We start from the raw sequence: 16480 nt of genomic DNA, 5'->3' as shown, positions 1-16480 counted from the left end.
CGGGGTTACATCCGGCAAAACTCTTCCCTATAAGGCCCTCCTAGCCTGATACCAGAATCGCGAGCACAACCGGCCGGGTCTTCCCGTCCGGTTTTTCGTGCAAGCCGCCTGCCGAACGGACCTTCGATATGCCAAGACGCACCGACATCAAGTCGATCCTGATCATCGGGGCCGGCCCCATCGTCATCGGCCAGGCCTGCGAGTTCGACTATTCAGGCACCCAGGCCTGCAAGGCGCTGAAGGAAGAGGGTTTTCGCGTCATCCTGGTCAACTCCAATCCGGCCACCATCATGACCGATCCGGAGCTGGCCGATGCCACCTATATCGAGCCGATCACGCCGGAAGTGGTTGCCAAGATCATCGCCAAGGAGCGGCCCGACGCGCTGCTGCCGACCATGGGCGGCCAGACCGCCCTCAACACCGCTTTGTCGCTGCGCCGCATGGGCGTGCTCGACCGTTACAATGTCGAGATGATCGGCGCCGACGCCACCGCAATCGACAAGGCCGAGGACCGGGCACTGTTTCGCGAGGCGATGAGCAAGATCGGCCTGGAAACGCCGAAGTCGATGCTGGCCAACGCCACCGACGTCAAGAATGCCGACCGCAAGACGCACGAGGCCGAGCGCGCCGCGCTCAAGGCTGAGAAGCCCGAGAACCTCGACGCCGCGCTCGACGCGTTGGAAACCCGCTGGAACCTAGGCGAGGGCGACCGCAAGCAGCGCTATATCAGCCATGCCATGGCGATTGCAGCACAGGCGCTCGACCATGTCGGCCTGCCCGCCATCATCCGCCCCTCCTTCACCATGGGCGGCACCGGCGGCGGCATCGCCTACAACCGCGCCGAATTCTTCGAGATCGTCCAGTCCGGTCTCGATGCCTCGCCGACCACCGAAGTGCTGATTGAGGAGAGCGTGCTCGGCTGGAAGGAATATGAGATGGAGGTCGTCCGCGACAAGGCGGACAACTGCATCATCGTCTGCTCGATCGAGAACATCGACCCGATGGGTGTGCACACCGGCGATTCGATCACCGTCGCCCCTGCCCTGACCTTGACCGACAAAGAATACCAGATGATGCGCAACGCCTCGATCGCGGTGCTGCGCGAAATCGGCGTCGAGACCGGCGGCTCCAACGTGCAGTTCGCCGTCAATCCGGCGGACGGCCGTCTGGTGGTCATCGAAATGAACCCGCGCGTCTCGCGCTCGTCCGCCCTTGCCTCCAAGGCGACCGGCTTCCCGATCGCCAAGATCGCCGCCAAGCTCGCCGTCGGCTACACGCTGGACGAGCTCGAGAACGACATCACCGGCGGCGCGACGCCGGCGTCGTTCGAGCCGAGCATCGATTATGTCGTCACCAAGATCCCGCGCTTTGCCTTCGAGAAGTTTCCCGGCGCCGAGCCGGTGCTGAACACCTCGATGAAGTCGGTCGGCGAGGTCATGGCCATCGGTCGCACCTTCCAGGAATCGCTGCAGAAGGCGCTGCGCGGGCTGGAAACCGGACTGACGGGTCTGGACGAGATCGAGATCCCCGGCATCGGCCACGGCAGCGCGCCAGCCAGCCACGTCGACGACCGCAACGCCATTCGCGCCGCACTCGGCACGCCGACGCCAGACCGGCTGCGCATGGTGGCGCAGGCAATCCGCATGGGCACTTCGCTGGAAGACGTGCACGCCATGTGCAAGATCGACCCGTGGTTCCTTGAGCAGATCGCCGGCATCCTCGCCATGGAGGATCGCATCCGCGAGCACGGCATTCCCGAGGACGCCGCCAATCTGCGCATGCTGAAGGCGATGGGTTTCTCCGACGCCCGCCTCGCCTCCCTGGTCAGGAAAGACGTCGAAGAAATCGAGAAGATTAGGCGTACGCTCGACGTTCATCCGGTCTACAAGCGCATCGACACCTGCGCCGCCGAGTTCGCCTCGCCCACCGCCTACATGTATTCGACCTATGAAGTGCCGTTCGCCGGCAGTCTCGCCAATGAGGCGCAGGTCTCGTCGCGCAAAAAAGTCGTCATCCTCGGCGGCGGCCCCAACCGCATCGGCCAGGGCATCGAGTTCGACTATTGCTGCTGCCATGCCGCGTTTGCGCTGCGCGACGCCGGCTTCGAGGCGATCATGATCAACTGCAACCCGGAGACCGTCTCGACCGACTACGACACCTCCGACCGGCTCTATTTCGAGCCGCTGACGCCGGAGGATGTGCTGGAGATCCTGCGCACCGAACAGGCCTCGGGCGAGCTGGTCGGCGTCATCGTCCAGTTCGGCGGCCAGACGCCGCTGAAGCTCGCCGATGCGCTGGAGAAGGCCGGCATCCCGATCCTCGGCACTTCGCCCGACATGATCGATCTGGCCGAGGACCGCGACCGCTTCCAGAAGCTCTTGCACAAGCTCGGCCTCAGCCAGCCGAAGAACGGCATCGCCTATTCCGTCGAGCAGGCCCGCCTCGTCGCCGGCGAGCTCGGCTTCCCGCTGGTGGTGCGCCCGTCCTATGTGCTGGGTGGCCGCGCCATGCAGATCATCCACGATGAGAGCATGCTGCAATCCTACCTGCTCGACACCGTGCCTGGCCTGGTGCCGGAGGACATCAAGCAGAAATACCCCAACGACAAGACCGGCCAGATCAACACGCTGCTCGGCAAGAACCCGCTTCTGTTCGATACCTATCTCTCAGGCGCCATCGAGGTCGACGTCGACTGTCTCTGCGACGGCAAGTCGACCTACGTCTCCGGCATATTGGAACACATCGAGGAGGCCGGCATCCATTCCGGCGACAGTGCCTGCTCGCTGCCGGTGCACTCGCTGCCCTCGGAGCTCGTTGACGAGCTGGAGCGCCAGACGGCCGCACTTGCCCGCGCGCTCAATGTCGGCGGCCTGATGAACGTGCAATATGCGATCAAGGACGGCACCGTCTATGTGCTGGAGGTCAACCCGCGCGCGTCGCGCACCGTGCCCTTCGTCGCCAAGACCATCGGCCGGCCGATTGCAAAGATTGCCGCCCGCATCATGGCCGGAGAAAGCTTGGAAGACGCCTTCGCCCATTACGGCGCCATGCCCGACCCACGCAATCCCGGCCACATCGCGGTCAAGGAAGCGGTGTTCCCGTTCGCCCGTTTCCCCGGCGTCGACATATTGCTCGGCCCGGAAATGCGCTCGACCGGCGAGGTCATGGGCCTCGACCGCGACTTCGCGCTCGCCTTCGCCAAGAGCCAGCTCGGGGCGGGTGTTGATCTCCCCCGCGCGGGCACGCTGTTCGTCTCGGTGCGCGACGAGGACAAGAAAGGCATCCTGCCGGCGGTCAAGCGCCTCGCCGGTCAGGGTTTCAAAGTGCTCGCCACCTCCGGCACCGCCCGCTTCCTCGCCGAGAACGGCGTCGCCGCGGAGAAGATAAACAAGGTACTGGAAGGCCGCCCCCACATCGAGGACGCCATCCGCAACCGCCAGGTGCAGATCGTCTTCAACACCACGGACGGCCAGAAGGCGGTCTCGGACTCAAAATCGCTGCGCAGGGCGACACTGATGCAGAAGGTGCCGTATTACACGACGCTGTCTGGTGCGGCCGCGGTGGCGGAGGCGATTGCCGCGCTGAGGGCGGGGAGCCTGGAAGTACGCCCGCTGCAGGAGTATTTTGCGTAGGTGATTAGCCAATCTCCCTCCTTGTGGGGGAGATGGCCGGCAGGCCAGAGGGGGGCGCTGTCTCGCCGACGTTGCATTCCCGTCATCTCTCGTTCGTTTCGGCGCTCACGCGCCGATCCACTGCGCCATGAAGGAGCGTTTGAGAGCTAACGCTCGGCAGTGCTTTATCCAGCCATATCTCTAATGCTTGGGCGATGCGCCGCCCTAATCCGCGGCTCCACGGCAGGAGAAGAAATTTCGGTGCCCGATATAATTGCCTCCACTGCCTCAAACACGGCACCAAATGCAGAGAACGCCTCGTCTGGCAGATTCGGCACGACGGCTCTGGCAAAAGCCATCTTTGAATTCTCATCTATTGATTGAACTTCCGTTCCACCAGCCAACGGAACGCGGATTGTTTCGCTTCCTAGCTTTCTGGAAGCCATAAGAGGAGTAAGTACAAGCTTCCGCCCGTCAACGACCACCGTCAGATACTCATCGGCAAACAGAAATTCGATCGGCATGTTTTCATTTAATGCGCAGAGTTCTCTAAAGTCGGGAATAGGTAGAAGAAGTCCGAACGACCGTCCGTTCTTGGAGGCCTTTACTCCAGAGAATAGATCATTTGCTACAAAATTGTTGTCCAATTTCCATTCTTTAATTCCGCTCTCATCGCGGTCAAATAAGCCGATTACAACATGAGGATTGTCGGCGGTAACAGCCTTTAGACACAGTGAAAGTTTGGATGCGCCCGCCGCACCTCCGCCGCTACCATCGCTGGTATCGCAACTTTTAATACGAAATGTTTGTTTTCCTTTTCGAAGGCGCTTCCACGCTTCACAAAGAATTATTTCGTCAGTCTTGCCCTCTGTGAGCAAGATTGGCGACCTAATTTCCAACAACTCAGCACGAACGCCTTCGATCTCATCCTTAAACTTAATCATTTCTGCTTGTTGCGCTGAATACGACTCCAGCGCCTTGGCTACAGCAGGCAGATAGAAACCTTCGCCGATCGCCGTCGTAGCGTCAAACCGCTCCAGGTTCTTTCCTTGTACAATGGTCGCACCTCCTTCCTCCGACTCTCTCGTAACGTAAAATCTGGTAATTCGTTCAGAGGTCAGATTATAAAAAGAGGGACTATGTGTCGTAATGAATATCTGAACGTCCCCTCCTGTGGCAATTTTCAAAAGGCGTGCAGCTTCCGCCTCCGCAGCTACAAAATCCAATGAATTTTCAGGCTCTTCGAAGCCCCATATGTGAAATTGGAAGCGGTCTCTCTTTGAGATGAAATTGAGCAATTCAGGAATGTGACGAGCTTTTATTCCATCTCCTCTCTGCGTAGTAAGGGATTTTGAAATGCCTCCCGCAGCGCTTATCGTTTCGAAATCTAAAGTTTGGAACAACTCGTCCATTTTACTAGGTGAAGATATCTTCGTCTCGTGCGCTATTTCTTTGGGAAGCTCTGAAAAAAGGCTACTCGTTAAACGTTGCACTCGACCGGCAAAATCACCGACGGCAGAAACAAAATCCTCAGAGCCTGATAGTGTCTCATAAATGTTAAAAAGTAGGCTTCTAAAAATCGTAGGGTCCTTTATTGCCGGTATATAGATGAACCTAAAGAGATTTAAAAATCTTGTAACTATATGCCTTTGATTTTCCCGAATGTGCGAAGATACCTCTTCGTGGTAATCGTTTCCACGAGAAACGGTCCATTGCCTTTTTACATAAAACCGCTCACCAAGAGACCTTTGATAATTCTTTGGGGTGGCAAATGTAATCTTTACATAGATAAATTTCCGGACATCGTCCGAATTTTGCGACTCCGTCAAGCGCTTGTCCGAAAAATCGATACCAAAATTATAATCATTAATATGATCTGTTTTGTTGTTGAAAAATAAGTTTAGCGCTCTGACTATATTAGATTTTCCTACATCGTTCTTGCCAAATATTATATTTAGATCACTACATTTATACAATGTAACCTTGTAAAAACTGCGAAAGTAGGCAATTTCAATTTCCTGAATGAGATTCATGGCTATCCCCCCTGAGAAGCTCAGAGACTACTACACATTCTAGCCAACAAACAGCATCTGTGACGCACATTGGGGGCGTCGGACGTTAAGCACCGGGTAAACCGCCGCTTGACCGCACAAACGGGATCAAACACCTAGTCAAAGAAAACCAATGAACCGTCCGGCGAAGAGCACGGACACCCACAGCACCAGCGAAACCATTGCCAGGATTGTAGCGACTCCACCTGTCGCCCCCTCCCTGTCTCCCGCACGGCAGAACCGCACAAACGCAAGGAAGTTGGCGCCGGCAAGCAGGATGAGCGCCATCTTGGCGAGGAAAACCGGCATCGCCACATATTCGCTCGCCCTGACTGAAAACAGCAGCGAGCCCGTGACCAGCGCACCGCCGAACGCGGCAAATGCAGTGCGGCGCAGCAACGCGATGAATGCCGCCTGCGGCAGCGAGCGAAAGGCGCCCAGGATCCTGAGGTCCATGAGCCAGACGCTGGTCAGCAGTGCGCCGATCGACATGATGTGCAGCGCGTTGACCATGGGGTAGGCGAAAAAGGAGGCCTTCAGTCCCCGCACCAAAGCGAGTTGCTCGATGCCGGCGAAAAACCCGTCCATTCAGGCCGGCGGAACGCGGTCGGGATAGACGTCATAGGTCTTGCCGCCGACGATGACGCGGACTGCCTTCATGCGCTTTTCGCTCTCGTCGCGCGAGCGGTGGCCGATCGCGGTCACCTCGTCGCCGACCTTGGCAACCTCCTCGGTGAAGCCGGCGGCGATCGTGCGCGACGGCGGCGCCATCTCCACCCGCCAGGCCTCTCCCTTCGCGTCGACATCGAGCGTAGCGTGCGGATTGCCGATATAGATGGCCGTGATCCTGCCCCGGAGTTCGAAAAACCCGTCCTGCGTCCACGACCAGCCGTGATGGGCGTAGGCCGCGGTGCCGGCGGCAAGCATCACCGCCGCTGCCAGCATGACGCTCCCGATGTAAGGTGACCGCATCGCTCGTCTCCTCGGTTCCGGCATTAGAGGGTAGGTCAGCGCGCCGCAGCGTCAAATCACATAAGGTCTGCGCCGCCCCTCATTGCCCTGCCGGGCATTTATCCCCGTATAGCGACGGGGAGAAAGGTTGCCGTCGCCAAGGATTTCGCCAATCTCCAGAGTTGAAGAAAGGGAGCTGAGTTTGCCGCCAGCCCCCCTCTCCCGTCCCTCTACGAGGAGAAGATGCCGGCAGGCCGATGAGGGCGGCGCCGAGCTACGCTAGTGGCAGCAAGCCTCTCTGTACTGCAGCTGCTCCTGCCAGCTCTGCGCCCTGCCCTCCGGGGTAAAATCCATCAGGTTCCACAGGATCTCGCAGGTGCCTATGGCGCGCGGGTCCTGGCCGGGTTCGGGCGGCGCGAAGCCGAGTTCGGAGCTCCAGAAGTGGCGGATGCCGTCGCCGTCGCGGTGGAACACCGACAGCATGGGGAGCTGCGCGCCATCCTCGGCCTCGGCGTGATAGTCGCGCTTGAAGCTGTTGCCGGCCGACGAGACCAGCCGCATATTTTTCCAGCCGCGGTCGCGGCCGAGCGTCAGCAGGTTTTCCAGCGCGGTCTTGGCCACGACAGCGAAATTGTAGCCGGCGGCCTCGAGGTGGCCAATGGCGCCGTCGAACTGGTCGAGCAGCGCCGTGCAGGACGGGCAAGGCTGGTCCGGTCTGGGCAGCTTCGCCGTGCCGCCGCTCGTCGCCACGTCGCGCGTCTCCTGCGGATGGCGCGGAAACATCATCGAATAGACGATCAGCGTGTCCTTGCCCGGCGCAAACAGTTCCGAAAGCTTGACCCTGGCGGGCTTGCCGTCCGGCCCCAGGCCGTCGAAGACATAGTCCTGCGGCACCAGCCCGCCCGGCGGCAGCGCACGGCGGGCGACCGCCACATCCTCCATGGCGCGGCGCAGCTCGATCTCCTGCTGCAGCAGTTTTTCGCGGGCGATGCGGTATTCCTGGGACTCGTTGGGAAAGGTGATCATCGTCATCTCCATCTGCCGTGCTTTTTTGGCGGCGCGCCGTTCGTGGCAACGCGCCTTGCCTCCCAAGGACGCATCGCGCGAAACGGTTCCGACATTTTTGCGCAGGCGCCGTGGCGACAAGAACCCGGGTTGCCGCCTTCAAAAAGGACGAACGGCGCTCCTCACCCCGCCGAATCCACCTCGATCATCCCCAGCCGCTGATAGAGCCTGACCGCGGCCGCGTTCTCGACGGTGTTGGTCTTGAGATCAACATGCGCCGCGCCCCTTGCCTGAAACACCGCGAAGGCGTGGCGCATCAGCGCCTCGGCTATGCCCTTGCCGCGCGCCTCGGGATGAACGGCAAGATCCTTGACGAACCCCGTCGCCCAGCAGAGCGCCGCGCCCGCCAGCCGCCCCTTGCCGTCGATGACCAGGAAACACAAAGCGGGATCGAATTCCGCGTCGCCCGAAATGCGCGGCCACCATTCGTCGAACGGCCCATCGGCGCCGTCGTCGAACACCGCGGTCAACAGTGCATGCAAAGCGAGCGCATCGGCGGCTTCGAAGCCACGCATGAAAAAACCTTCTGGCCAGCGCGGCACCAGAAGCGTGTCGTCGAGGATCTTGCGCAGTCTTATATCGTTCGGCGCCGGTGGGCGCGGCTCAGGCATCGGGCTGCATACGGCGGCGCAGGCGGTCGCTGCCGAGGCCGGTTTCGCTCAGCATCCCCTTGCGCTTGGCGTCGTAATAATAGCCGCTCTGGTAGAGCCGGTCGGCGCGCTTGGGATTGCCGCCCGACACAAGCCAGGCGCCGCGCAGATATTTCACTGCATATTTCAGGTTGGTCTCGGCGTCGAACAGGCCGCTCGCCGGCCCGTCATAGCCCATGCCGCGCGCCGTCGCGTTCTTGATCTGCATCAGCCCCCAATGCCCGTGATTGTAGGCTTTCGGGTTGAAGGTGCTCTCGCGGTTGACGACGCTGCGCACCAGATCGACCGGCACCTCGTACAGCGCGGAATATTTCTCGATCAGCCGCTCGATCTCGCTGCGGGCGCCGGCGTTCGACTGGCCCTCCGCCGGGTCGGTCGCGGCCAGAACGGCCGGGTTTTGCGGCACCGTGTAGGAAACCGGCTGGACGCCGGGCATGGCTGCAGTCTGTTCGGTGACCGGCATGGCGACAGCGGCCGTTGCGATGGCTGGCTGGGCATTGGTGGTCATGACGGCGGGAGCAGTTGCCGCCAGCGGTGTCGGCCCGGCAAAGGCGGCGGCCGGCTCGACCGGCAGTGCTGCTGTCTGGGCGAGGCCGGACGGTTCCGGCAGCACCGAAACAGTGTCGGGCAGCGCCAGCGTGAAGCCCTCATCGGTGTTGTCAGAATTTTCCGTGAAGGCAGGCGCCGGGGTCGCCGGCGAAGTCGAGGTGCAGCCGCTGAGAGCGGCCACGGCCAACACCGCCGCTAGAACGGGAAAGAGGAATTTTGCTGGCAAGCGGCGCTCGGGTCCGGTTCGTCGGGTGTTAAGAAGTCCTTACACCAGCATCTTTCCCCGGGCAATCCGCGCTAGACGGTGGTTTTCGGGTGGCGATCCGGGCCGGGAAATGCGATATTGTTCTGGATTTGTACTTCGAAGGATTCCGGAAAGGAGCACGCCATGGACGCCTCTCATGCCACCGCCGGCCACGCGGTCTTCGAAACCGTGCTCGGCTACATGGGTATCGCCTGGAGCGAAGCCGGGCTAACCCGGCTCTGCCTGCCGCAGCGCAATCGCGATGCGGTCGAGCGACGGCTGCTGCGCCATGCCGCCGCCGACCAGGCAGCGAAGCCCGAGCCGCAATGGGTTGCCGAACTGATCGCCTCGATCAAGGCCTATGCCGCTGGCGAGGATATCGATTTCTCCGGCGTGCCGGTCGATCTTAGCGGCGTCGACGAGTTCCGCCTGGCGATCTATGACGCGGCGCGAAAGCTCGCCTTCGGCGAAACCACCACCTATGGCGAACTGGCCAAACGCGCCGGCCATGCCGGGCTGGCGCGTGAGACGGGCGCGGCACTCGGCGCCAACCCGGTGCCGCTGGTCATCCCTTGCCATCGCATCCTTGCCGCCGGCGGCAAGATCGGCGGATTTTCCGCCCCCGGCGGCTCGGCCACCAAGGAAAAGATGCTGGCAATGGAAGGCGTACGCGTCGGTCCGCCGCCGCCGGCGCAGGTGTCGTTCGGGTTTTAGCTGTGTCGATATTCAGGTGAGGCCGGCATCCCCGCGCACCATCTCGACCAGCCTAATCCGGAAACAGGCGCCGGCGGAAGCGCCGGTCGATCTCCACCCGCTTGCACTTGTAGACGGTGCACGAATTCGTATCGGCGCTCGGCACCGAGGCCCGCGCCCTGACCTCGCCGATGTCGCAGAATTGCTGGCTCCGCACATAGCGGTCGTAGAGCGCCAGGCCCGGCACGCGCGCCGATCTGTAGCGCAGGATGACCGCCCCCTCGCGCGCGATCGTCGCCTGCACCTTGTCGCAGCTCATGCGGGTAGGGTCATAGCGCGAGACCGCCTGCGCCTCGGCGGCCACCAGCGTCAGGCAAGCGGCAAGCAGAACAATTTTCATGTCCCTCTCGCCAAAACCCGGTCGCGCCCGAAGCCGGCGCGATCCTCCCGCGTCAGGCGCGCAACGACGACGCTCCCACGCGATTGGGGCGGCCGTTGGGCAGCGTTGCCGCCGCGCCATTTTCCGCCCCGTCTTGTTTTTTGCGCGAAGGCATACTATATGCGGTCCATTGATATTTCGGCCGATCGATCCGGGCCTCGCGATATTCGCGTTTGCTGACGTTCTATCTCCAAAATCTCGATACAAACCGGCTGGGTTTCGGTCCAGTCAAACTAAAGCAAACGTAAAGGACTATCGAAATGGCAACAGGTACGGTCAAGTGGTTTAATTCCACCAAGGGTTTCGGCTTCATTCAGCCTGACAGCGGCGGCGCGGACGTTTTCGTTCACATCTCCGCAGTCGAGCGTGCTGGACTGTCGACCCTGGTCGAAGGCCAGAAGATCAACTTCGAGATCGAGCAGGACCGCCGCACTGGCAAGTCGTCCGCTGGATCTCTGAGCAAGGCAGCCTGATTTTGCGAATGGCGTGCGCCGGGCGATAGCCCGGGGCGCGCGGCAAGTCACGGATGTACTGGCGGTCGCGCGAGAAGCGCGCCGGAGCGAAAGACCCCGACAAGCCGAAGCAGCAGATCGCTGCCGGCCCGGCCAAAACGCTCCCGATCAGGCTACCAAGCATGGGAAGGCGGGATTTTGTCCCGCCTTTTTGCTGTCTGGATTCCAGTGAACCGCTGCCTTGGGCCTATAGTCCCACTTCGTGGTGTTTTTGGCGGTGGTACTATTAATTCATGAGCAAGCTTGAACAGATTGAGAAATCCGTCGCCGAACTAAGCCCCGAAGAGCTCAAGGCGTTTGCCGCATGGTTCGAGGCGCTGCAGGCCGACATGTGGGACCGTCAGTTCGAAGCCGACGCCAAGGGCGGCAGACTGGACAAGCTTGCCGAGCAGGCCTTGGCTGATCATCGCGCCGGCCGGACCCGGCCTCTGTGAATCATTTTGCCACTCCCTCGTTTTGGGAGGCCTACGCAAAACTGCCCTCGTTGAGCAAAGGCGTGCGAGCATTCACGCCATCGGCCGAAGGCCACAAGCCCGACCGGGCGCCGCGCCTTTTGGCGCGCCCCGTCCGGAGCGAGCCGCGAAGCGGCGACAAGCGTGAGGACAGAACTAAGGCAACCACTCCAGCGGCACATGCCCCGGATCGGCCTCGACCCTTTTTAGCCAGGCCGCGACCGCCGGATAGGCGTCGAGCTGAAACCCACCCGTCTCGGCCGTATGCGTATAGGCATAGAGCGCAATGTCGGCGACGCTGAGCGCATTGCCGGCGAAGAAGCTGCTCCCGGCCAGGTGCTTGTCCATGACGCCGAGCGCCTTGTTGCCGCGCTCCAGCGTCAGCGCCAGCCGCTCGGGCGTCGCATCCTTGGCTCTTTCAGGGAAGGTCAGCAGCGCCCTGCGCACGGCGATATAGGGCTCATGGCTGTATTGCTCGAAGAACAGCCACTGATAGGCCAGCGCGCGTTCGTATCTGTCCGCCGGCAGAAACCGCGTGCCTTCGGCGAGGTAAAGCAGAATGGCGTTGGATTCGGCCAGCCGCCGGCCGTCGTCGAGTTCGAGCAGCGGCACCATGGCGTTCGGGTTCTTGGCGACATAGTCGGGCTTGCGCGTGTCGCCGGTATGCGAGCTGACCTCGACATTGGTGAAGGGGATGCCGAGCTTGGCCATCAACAGGCGCGGCTTGTAGCAATTGCCGCTGTCGATCATTCCATAGAGTATCATCGATGCTCCCCTTGCTCGCAACCACCCGTCTCAGGGCTTGATCCAGCCTCTATCGCGGCAGTGGCGGCTTCATCCAGTGATTTGTTTTGGCGTAACCATCAGCGCCGCTGATGCATTTCAGGATGTGTCGAGATTCAAGTCAGGCCGAGCCGAGAAGGGCGGGTTCCGAGAACCGGAGCGGAGCGTACTTTTTGGGTACGTGAGCACCGGAAGCGCAGGCCCCCCCGTTCGCAGGCCGGCATCACTTGAATATCGGCATATCCTAGCCGAACAAGGGGATGACGTTGCTGTCCCTGCCAAGCAGCCTGTCGATCGACAGCGGCTCCTCGTCGAACAGCGTTCCGGCCAGCGCCGGCCGGGCAAGATAAAAGCCCTGCAGCAGGTCGACGCCGCCATCCAGCGCGACGCGCAGATGCGTGGCGTTCTCGACGCCTTCGACCAGCACCTTGGCGCCGCGATCGTGCAGCGTCGAAACCAGCGGCCGGAAAAACCGCTCGGCGGCGGCATGGCGGCAGAATTCGGCGAACCAGGTGCCGTCGATCTTGACGATGTCGGGCTGCACGAGGGCGACCCTTTCTTCGGTAGAATGCCCTGTGCCGAAATCGTCGATGGCAATGCGGACGCCGTCGCGCCGCATCTCGCGCGCCAGGCTGACAAGCACCTTGTCGCCGGCAGCCTGCTCGGTGATCTCGCAGACCAGCATGCCGGGATGCAGGCCGAAATCCGCCAGATGCCTGGTCATCAGCCTGATTTCGGCCAGCGCCCGTGCGGGGTCATCGTTGATCAGCGGATTGTAGTTGAAGAACAGGTCGAGCCCGTCGACGCCGATGTTGCGGAAGTTGCGCAAATGCAGCACCCGGCACATGGTTTCGACAAACAGCCGATCCGCTGCCGGCACGCCTTCGAAGAAGATTTGCGGCGCCACCGGCCTGCCTGCACGATGCGGCTCGATCAGTCCCTCGACCGCGACGGCGGCGAGAAACCTGCCGCGCGGCGCGAAGACCGGCTGGTAGGCGCTCCTCAGCCGGAATGCGCCGTAGACGCCATATTCGATGCCGACCTCGTCGGCAAAGATCGCCTCGCCGACCTTGCGCCGCATGTCGGCCCGCCCGGTCACGATGTCACCCTGCGGCCAAAGGCCCGCATCGGCCGCCGCGATGGCGAAACGGCCGCAGAAACCTTCTCAGCATCGGCCGACACCGCGGCCGCCTGCCCGCTCTTGTCGAAGACGTGGAAGCTGGTCGGCGCAAGCTCGGGGCGCGCCAGCACATAGCCTTGCACCATCGAGGCGCCCGATTTTTCGGCAAGCTCGAGCTGCCAGCCCGTCTCGATGCCCTCGAATACCGTTCGGATGCCTTGCTCTTCGAAGCTTGTCACCATGGCGGTCAGCAAGGCGAAGCCGGCACCGGACTCCATCAGCGTCATGATCCAGTCGGCGTCGAACTTGACGATGTCTGGCCTGAGTTCCTTGATGCGATTGATGTCGGATTCGTCGGCGCCGTAATCGTCGACCGCAATGCGCAAACCATTACCCCTGAGCGCCTCGACGAAATTGTAGAGCGTTTCCTGCGACGCCGATTTCTGTTCGGTGACCTCGCAGACGACGCGGCGCGGATCGATGTCGGCCTCGTGCAGCACCAGCCGCATGTCGCGCAGCGCCTTGTCGGCGATGCCGCGGTCGGTGAACACCGATGGATCGAAGTTGATGAAGATGGAGGCGTCTCGCGGCAGGCAGGCGCCGGCGTTCAGAAGGTGCAGCGTCCGTGTCAGCGCCTCGATATGCAGGCGGTCGACCGCCGGACAGCTGTTGAAGAAACTCATTGGCGGCTGCGGCTCGCCTTCGCGGAACGGCCGGATCAGCCCCTCGAACGCGACGACGGACAGCTTGCCCTTGTTGAAGGCGAAGATCGGCTGGAACGCGCTTTGCAGCGTATAGAGCCCCCAGACACCGCTGGCGGTGCCGTCATCGTGGCGGATGATATGGGCAAGCTCGATGCTGCGCGTCACGGTTCCTCGCTATGCGAGACTGGCGGACCGGCTACGGTCCCTGCCGTTCAAGCTTTTACTGATCGTTGATGAATTTATTGTTGCCAGCATTGCGCGCTGGCTCATTCGACAATGCCTGCGCTGGGCTTGCGCTTGACCAGATGATGCGACATGAGAGGCGCCGCGGCGCCTTCGCCGCGCCGGTCCTTCCTGGAGATATCTGTCATGGCCTTTCTTGCCGACGCCCTTTCCCGCGTAAAGCCTTCCGCGACCATCGCGGTGACGCAGAAGGCGCGCGAGCTGAAAAACGCCGGCCGCGACGTGATCGGGCTGGGCGCCGGCGAGCCGGACTTCGACACCCCCGACAACATCAAGAGCGCCGCGATCGAGGCCATCCGCCGCGGCGAGACGAAATATCCGCCGGTCTCCGGCATCGTGCCGCTGCGCGAGGCGATCGCGAAAAAATTCAAGCGCGAGAACAATCTCGACTATCGACCGGAGCAGACCATGGTCGGCACCGGCGGCAAGCAGATCCTGTTCAACGCCTTCATGGCGACGCTGAACCCCGGCGACGAGGTGATCATCCCGCGGCCTTACTGGGTGAGCTATCCCGAAATGGTGGCGATCTGCGGCGGCACCTCGACCTTTGCCGACACCTCGATCGACAACGGCTTCAAGCTGACGGCGGCCGTGCTGGAAAAGGCGATCACGCCGCGCACCAAATGGCTGTTGATGAACTCGCCGTCGAACCCTTCGGGCGCCGCCTATACCGAAGCGGAGCTCAAGAGCCTGGCCGACGTACTGTTGAAGCATCCCCATGTCTGGGTGCTGACCGACGACATGTACGAGCACCTGACCTATGGCGACTTCGTCTTCAAGACCATCGCCGAGGTCGAGCCTAAGCTCTATGAGCGCACGCTGACCATGAACGGCGTGTCCAAAGCCTATGCCATGACCGGCTGGCGCATCGGCTATGCGGCAGGCCCGGTGCCGCTGATCAAGGCGATGGACATGATCCAGGGCCAGCAGACCTCCGGCGCCTGCACCATCGCCCAATGGGCGGCGGTCGAAGCGCTGAACGGGCCGCAGGATTTCATCCCGAAGAACAAGGCGATCTTCCAGGGCCGGCGCGATCTCGTCGTCTCGATGCTCAACCAGGCGCGCGGCATCACCTGCCCATCGCCGGAGGGTGCGTTCTACGTCTATCCCTCCTGTGCCCAGCTGATCGGCAAGACGACCAAGAGCGGCAAGGTGATCGACAGCGACGAAACCTTTTGCTCGGAACTGCTCGAGGCCGAGGGCGTGGCGGTTGTTTTCGGCTCGGCCTTTGGCCTCGGCCCGAACTTCCGCATCTCCTACGCCACGTCGGAGGCTCTGCTCGAAGAAGCCTGCACGCGCATCCAGCGCTTCACCGCCGCGCTGGTCTGAGACATTTCAGCCGCCATACTGCTCGTCGCTGACCTTCTCCAGCCAGTCGGCATGCACGCCCTCCAGCGCCTCCTGCATGGCGATGTGCGTCATCGCCGATTTCGGCGCGGCGCCGTGCCAGTGCTTTTCGCCGGCCGCAAAGGAGATGACGTCGCCGGCCCTGATCTCCTGGATCGGCCCGCCCCAGCTTTGCGCGAGACCGGCGCCGGAGGTGACGTAGAGCGTCTGGCCGAGCGGATGCGTGTGCCAGTGGGTGCGGGCGCCGGGCTCGAAACTGACCAGCGTGGCGCGTAGCCGCGCCGGTGCCTCCTTCTCGATGATCGGCGTCTGCAAAACCCGGCCAGTGAAGTATTTTTCCGGCGCAACAATCGTCGGCACGCTGCCGCAGCCAATAATCTTCATCGTCGCAAAATCCTCGATCCAATCCAGTGTCTTAGAGACTACCACTTTCGTCCGATGCCGGCTGCATCTCCTGCCGGCTGCGGGCAAAACGCGGCCAGAACAGGCCGGCACGTCCGCTATAGGCCTGGTAGGCACCGGCCAACCTTGTACGTGAAAATTTTCGCTCTTCGTCCAAGGCCGCGATCACATAGATCGCAACGATGCCGGCGACCGGCACGACCGCCCACACCGACCAGGTCGCGATACCCCATCCGATCCAGAAGATGATGTAGGATGTGTAGAACGGGTGACGGACATGGCTATAAGGGCCTTCGGTCACCAGGCTGTCGGGATTGTCCGGATCAAACGCGAAACGCAGCCGCGCCTTGCGTGAGACCGAGATCGCCCACCAGAACAGCGCCGAGCTTGTCAGTTCGACGGCAAGCCCGCCGATCTTCGCCGCAACCGGTTGCCGCTCGATCCACAGCAGCGCCAGAAAGAACAGCGCCGTGCCGACCACGACGGCCGAAATGATCATGGCGCCTTGAGACATGCTCGGCGACTGGAAATGCCCGCGCATCGACCAGGCATATTGGCCGAGCGTCGCGATGCTGCTGATCGAAAGGAGAAGGTCGAGCGTGGATTCCATCATCAGGCTCCGGGGGTTAGCTGTGGTGGATTCGGTCATCATACCCGGCAGAAA

General features: G+C 61.8%; 17 protein-coding genes. 5 read left to right on the top strand and 12 right to left on the bottom strand.

Annotated features, from left to right (window positions below; all coding sequences use genetic code 11):
* The first annotated feature begins 128 nt into the window (after window positions 1-128).
* Window positions 129-3632, top strand: coding sequence for a carbamoyl-phosphate synthase large subunit (gene carB / locus NKI79_RS16465; protein WP_352802779.1), 3504 nt, complete (start codon window positions 129-131; stop codon window positions 3630-3632).
* Between the two features lie 164 nt (window positions 3633-3796).
* On the opposite strand, the gene NKI79_RS16460 is transcribed toward carB, so the two are convergent.
* From NKI79_RS16460 to NKI79_RS16435, 6 genes are all read right to left on the bottom strand, one after another.
* Window positions 3797-5644, bottom strand: a complete 1848-nt coding sequence (locus NKI79_RS16460; protein WP_352802777.1) for an ATP-dependent nuclease — start codon at window positions 5642-5644, stop codon at window positions 3797-3799.
* A gap of 138 nt (window positions 5645-5782) precedes the next feature.
* Complete coding sequence (locus NKI79_RS16455; protein ID WP_352802775.1) at window positions 5783-6250, bottom strand: DUF6644 family protein; 468 nt, start codon at window positions 6248-6250, stop codon at window positions 5783-5785.
* Entirely contained in the window at window positions 6251-6634 is a 384-nt protein-coding gene (locus tag NKI79_RS16450) for a DUF6152 family protein (RefSeq protein WP_352802772.1), read from the bottom strand.
* Between the two features lie 258 nt (window positions 6635-6892).
* Window positions 6893-7639 (bottom strand): DUF899 family protein, encoded by a 747-nt coding sequence (locus NKI79_RS16445; RefSeq protein WP_352802770.1) that lies wholly within the window; start codon window positions 7637-7639, stop codon window positions 6893-6895.
* A 161-nt stretch (window positions 7640-7800) separates the two neighbouring features.
* Entirely contained in the window at window positions 7801-8289 is a 489-nt protein-coding gene (locus NKI79_RS16440; protein WP_352802767.1) for a GNAT family N-acetyltransferase, read from the bottom strand.
* Complete coding sequence (locus NKI79_RS16435) at window positions 8282-9058, bottom strand: transglycosylase SLT domain-containing protein (RefSeq protein ID WP_352802766.1); 777 nt, start codon at window positions 9056-9058, stop codon at window positions 8282-8284. Before NKI79_RS16435 ends, NKI79_RS16440 begins: the two co-directional genes overlap by 8 nt.
* A 207-nt stretch (window positions 9059-9265) precedes the next feature.
* On the opposite strand from NKI79_RS16435, the gene NKI79_RS16430 reads away from it, so the two are divergent.
* A complete protein-coding gene (locus tag NKI79_RS16430) occupies window positions 9266-9835 on the top strand; it encodes a methylated-DNA--[protein]-cysteine S-methyltransferase (RefSeq protein WP_352802765.1) in 570 nt (189 codons plus the stop codon).
* A gap of 52 nt (window positions 9836-9887) precedes the next feature.
* Here the strand turns inward: NKI79_RS16430 and NKI79_RS16425 are convergent, their stop codons facing one another.
* Window positions 9888-10214, bottom strand: coding sequence for a hypothetical protein (locus NKI79_RS16425; protein WP_352802764.1), 327 nt, complete (start codon window positions 10212-10214; stop codon window positions 9888-9890).
* A gap of 299 nt (window positions 10215-10513) precedes the next feature.
* On the opposite strand from NKI79_RS16425, the gene NKI79_RS16420 reads away from it, so the two are divergent.
* Together NKI79_RS16420 and NKI79_RS16415 are read left to right on the top strand one after the other, a co-directional pair.
* On the top strand, window positions 10514-10726 hold the full coding sequence (locus tag NKI79_RS16420) for a cold-shock protein (RefSeq protein WP_023678332.1): 213 nt from the start codon (window positions 10514-10516) through the stop codon (window positions 10724-10726).
* A gap of 272 nt (window positions 10727-10998) precedes the next feature.
* On the top strand, window positions 10999-11199 hold the full coding sequence (locus NKI79_RS16415) for a hypothetical protein (RefSeq protein ID WP_352637184.1): 201 nt from the start codon (window positions 10999-11001) through the stop codon (window positions 11197-11199).
* Between the two features lie 174 nt (window positions 11200-11373).
* On the opposite strand, the gene NKI79_RS16410 is transcribed toward NKI79_RS16415, so the two are convergent.
* From NKI79_RS16410 to NKI79_RS16400, 3 genes are all read right to left on the bottom strand, one after another.
* Window positions 11374-11982 (bottom strand): glutathione S-transferase family protein, encoded by a 609-nt coding sequence (locus NKI79_RS16410; RefSeq protein ID WP_254819266.1) that lies wholly within the window; start codon window positions 11980-11982, stop codon window positions 11374-11376.
* 262 nt (window positions 11983-12244) lie between these two features.
* Window positions 12245-13099: an EAL domain-containing protein gene (locus tag NKI79_RS16405; protein ID WP_352506737.1), complete on the bottom strand. Its 855-nt coding sequence runs from the start codon at window positions 13097-13099 to the stop codon at window positions 12245-12247.
* Window positions 13096-13989: an EAL domain-containing protein gene (locus NKI79_RS16400; RefSeq protein WP_352802762.1), complete on the bottom strand. Its 894-nt coding sequence runs from the start codon at window positions 13987-13989 to the stop codon at window positions 13096-13098. The genes NKI79_RS16405 and NKI79_RS16400 overlap by 4 nt, the downstream gene beginning before the upstream one ends.
* Window positions 13990-14193: 204 nt before the next feature.
* Here NKI79_RS16400 and NKI79_RS16395 point away from each other — a divergent pair, with 204 nt between their 5' ends.
* Window positions 14194-15396 carry a pyridoxal phosphate-dependent aminotransferase gene (locus tag NKI79_RS16395; protein WP_352802761.1) on the top strand — a complete coding sequence of 401 codons (1203 nt, stop codon included), beginning with the start codon at window positions 14194-14196 and terminating at the stop codon, window positions 15394-15396.
* Between the two features lie 6 nt (window positions 15397-15402).
* On the opposite strand, the gene NKI79_RS16390 is transcribed toward NKI79_RS16395, so the two are convergent.
* Entirely contained in the window at window positions 15403-15798 is a 396-nt protein-coding gene (locus NKI79_RS16390; protein WP_352704186.1) for a (R)-mandelonitrile lyase, read from the bottom strand.
* A gap of 31 nt (window positions 15799-15829) precedes the next feature.
* The gene (locus NKI79_RS16385) at window positions 15830-16426 is read right to left on the bottom strand and encodes a methyltransferase family protein (RefSeq protein ID WP_352704185.1); all 597 of its coding nucleotides are present in this window, start codon (window positions 16424-16426) and stop codon (window positions 15830-15832) included.
* Window positions 16427-16480 lie beyond the last annotated feature (54 nt).

Origin of the sequence: Mesorhizobium sp. M0340 (assembly GCF_040321535.1) — a bacterium.
Lineage (GTDB): Bacteria > Pseudomonadota > Alphaproteobacteria > Rhizobiales > Rhizobiaceae > Mesorhizobium.
Note: the sequence above shows the minus strand (reverse complement) of the source record. Positions and strands in the feature narration are given on the sequence as shown.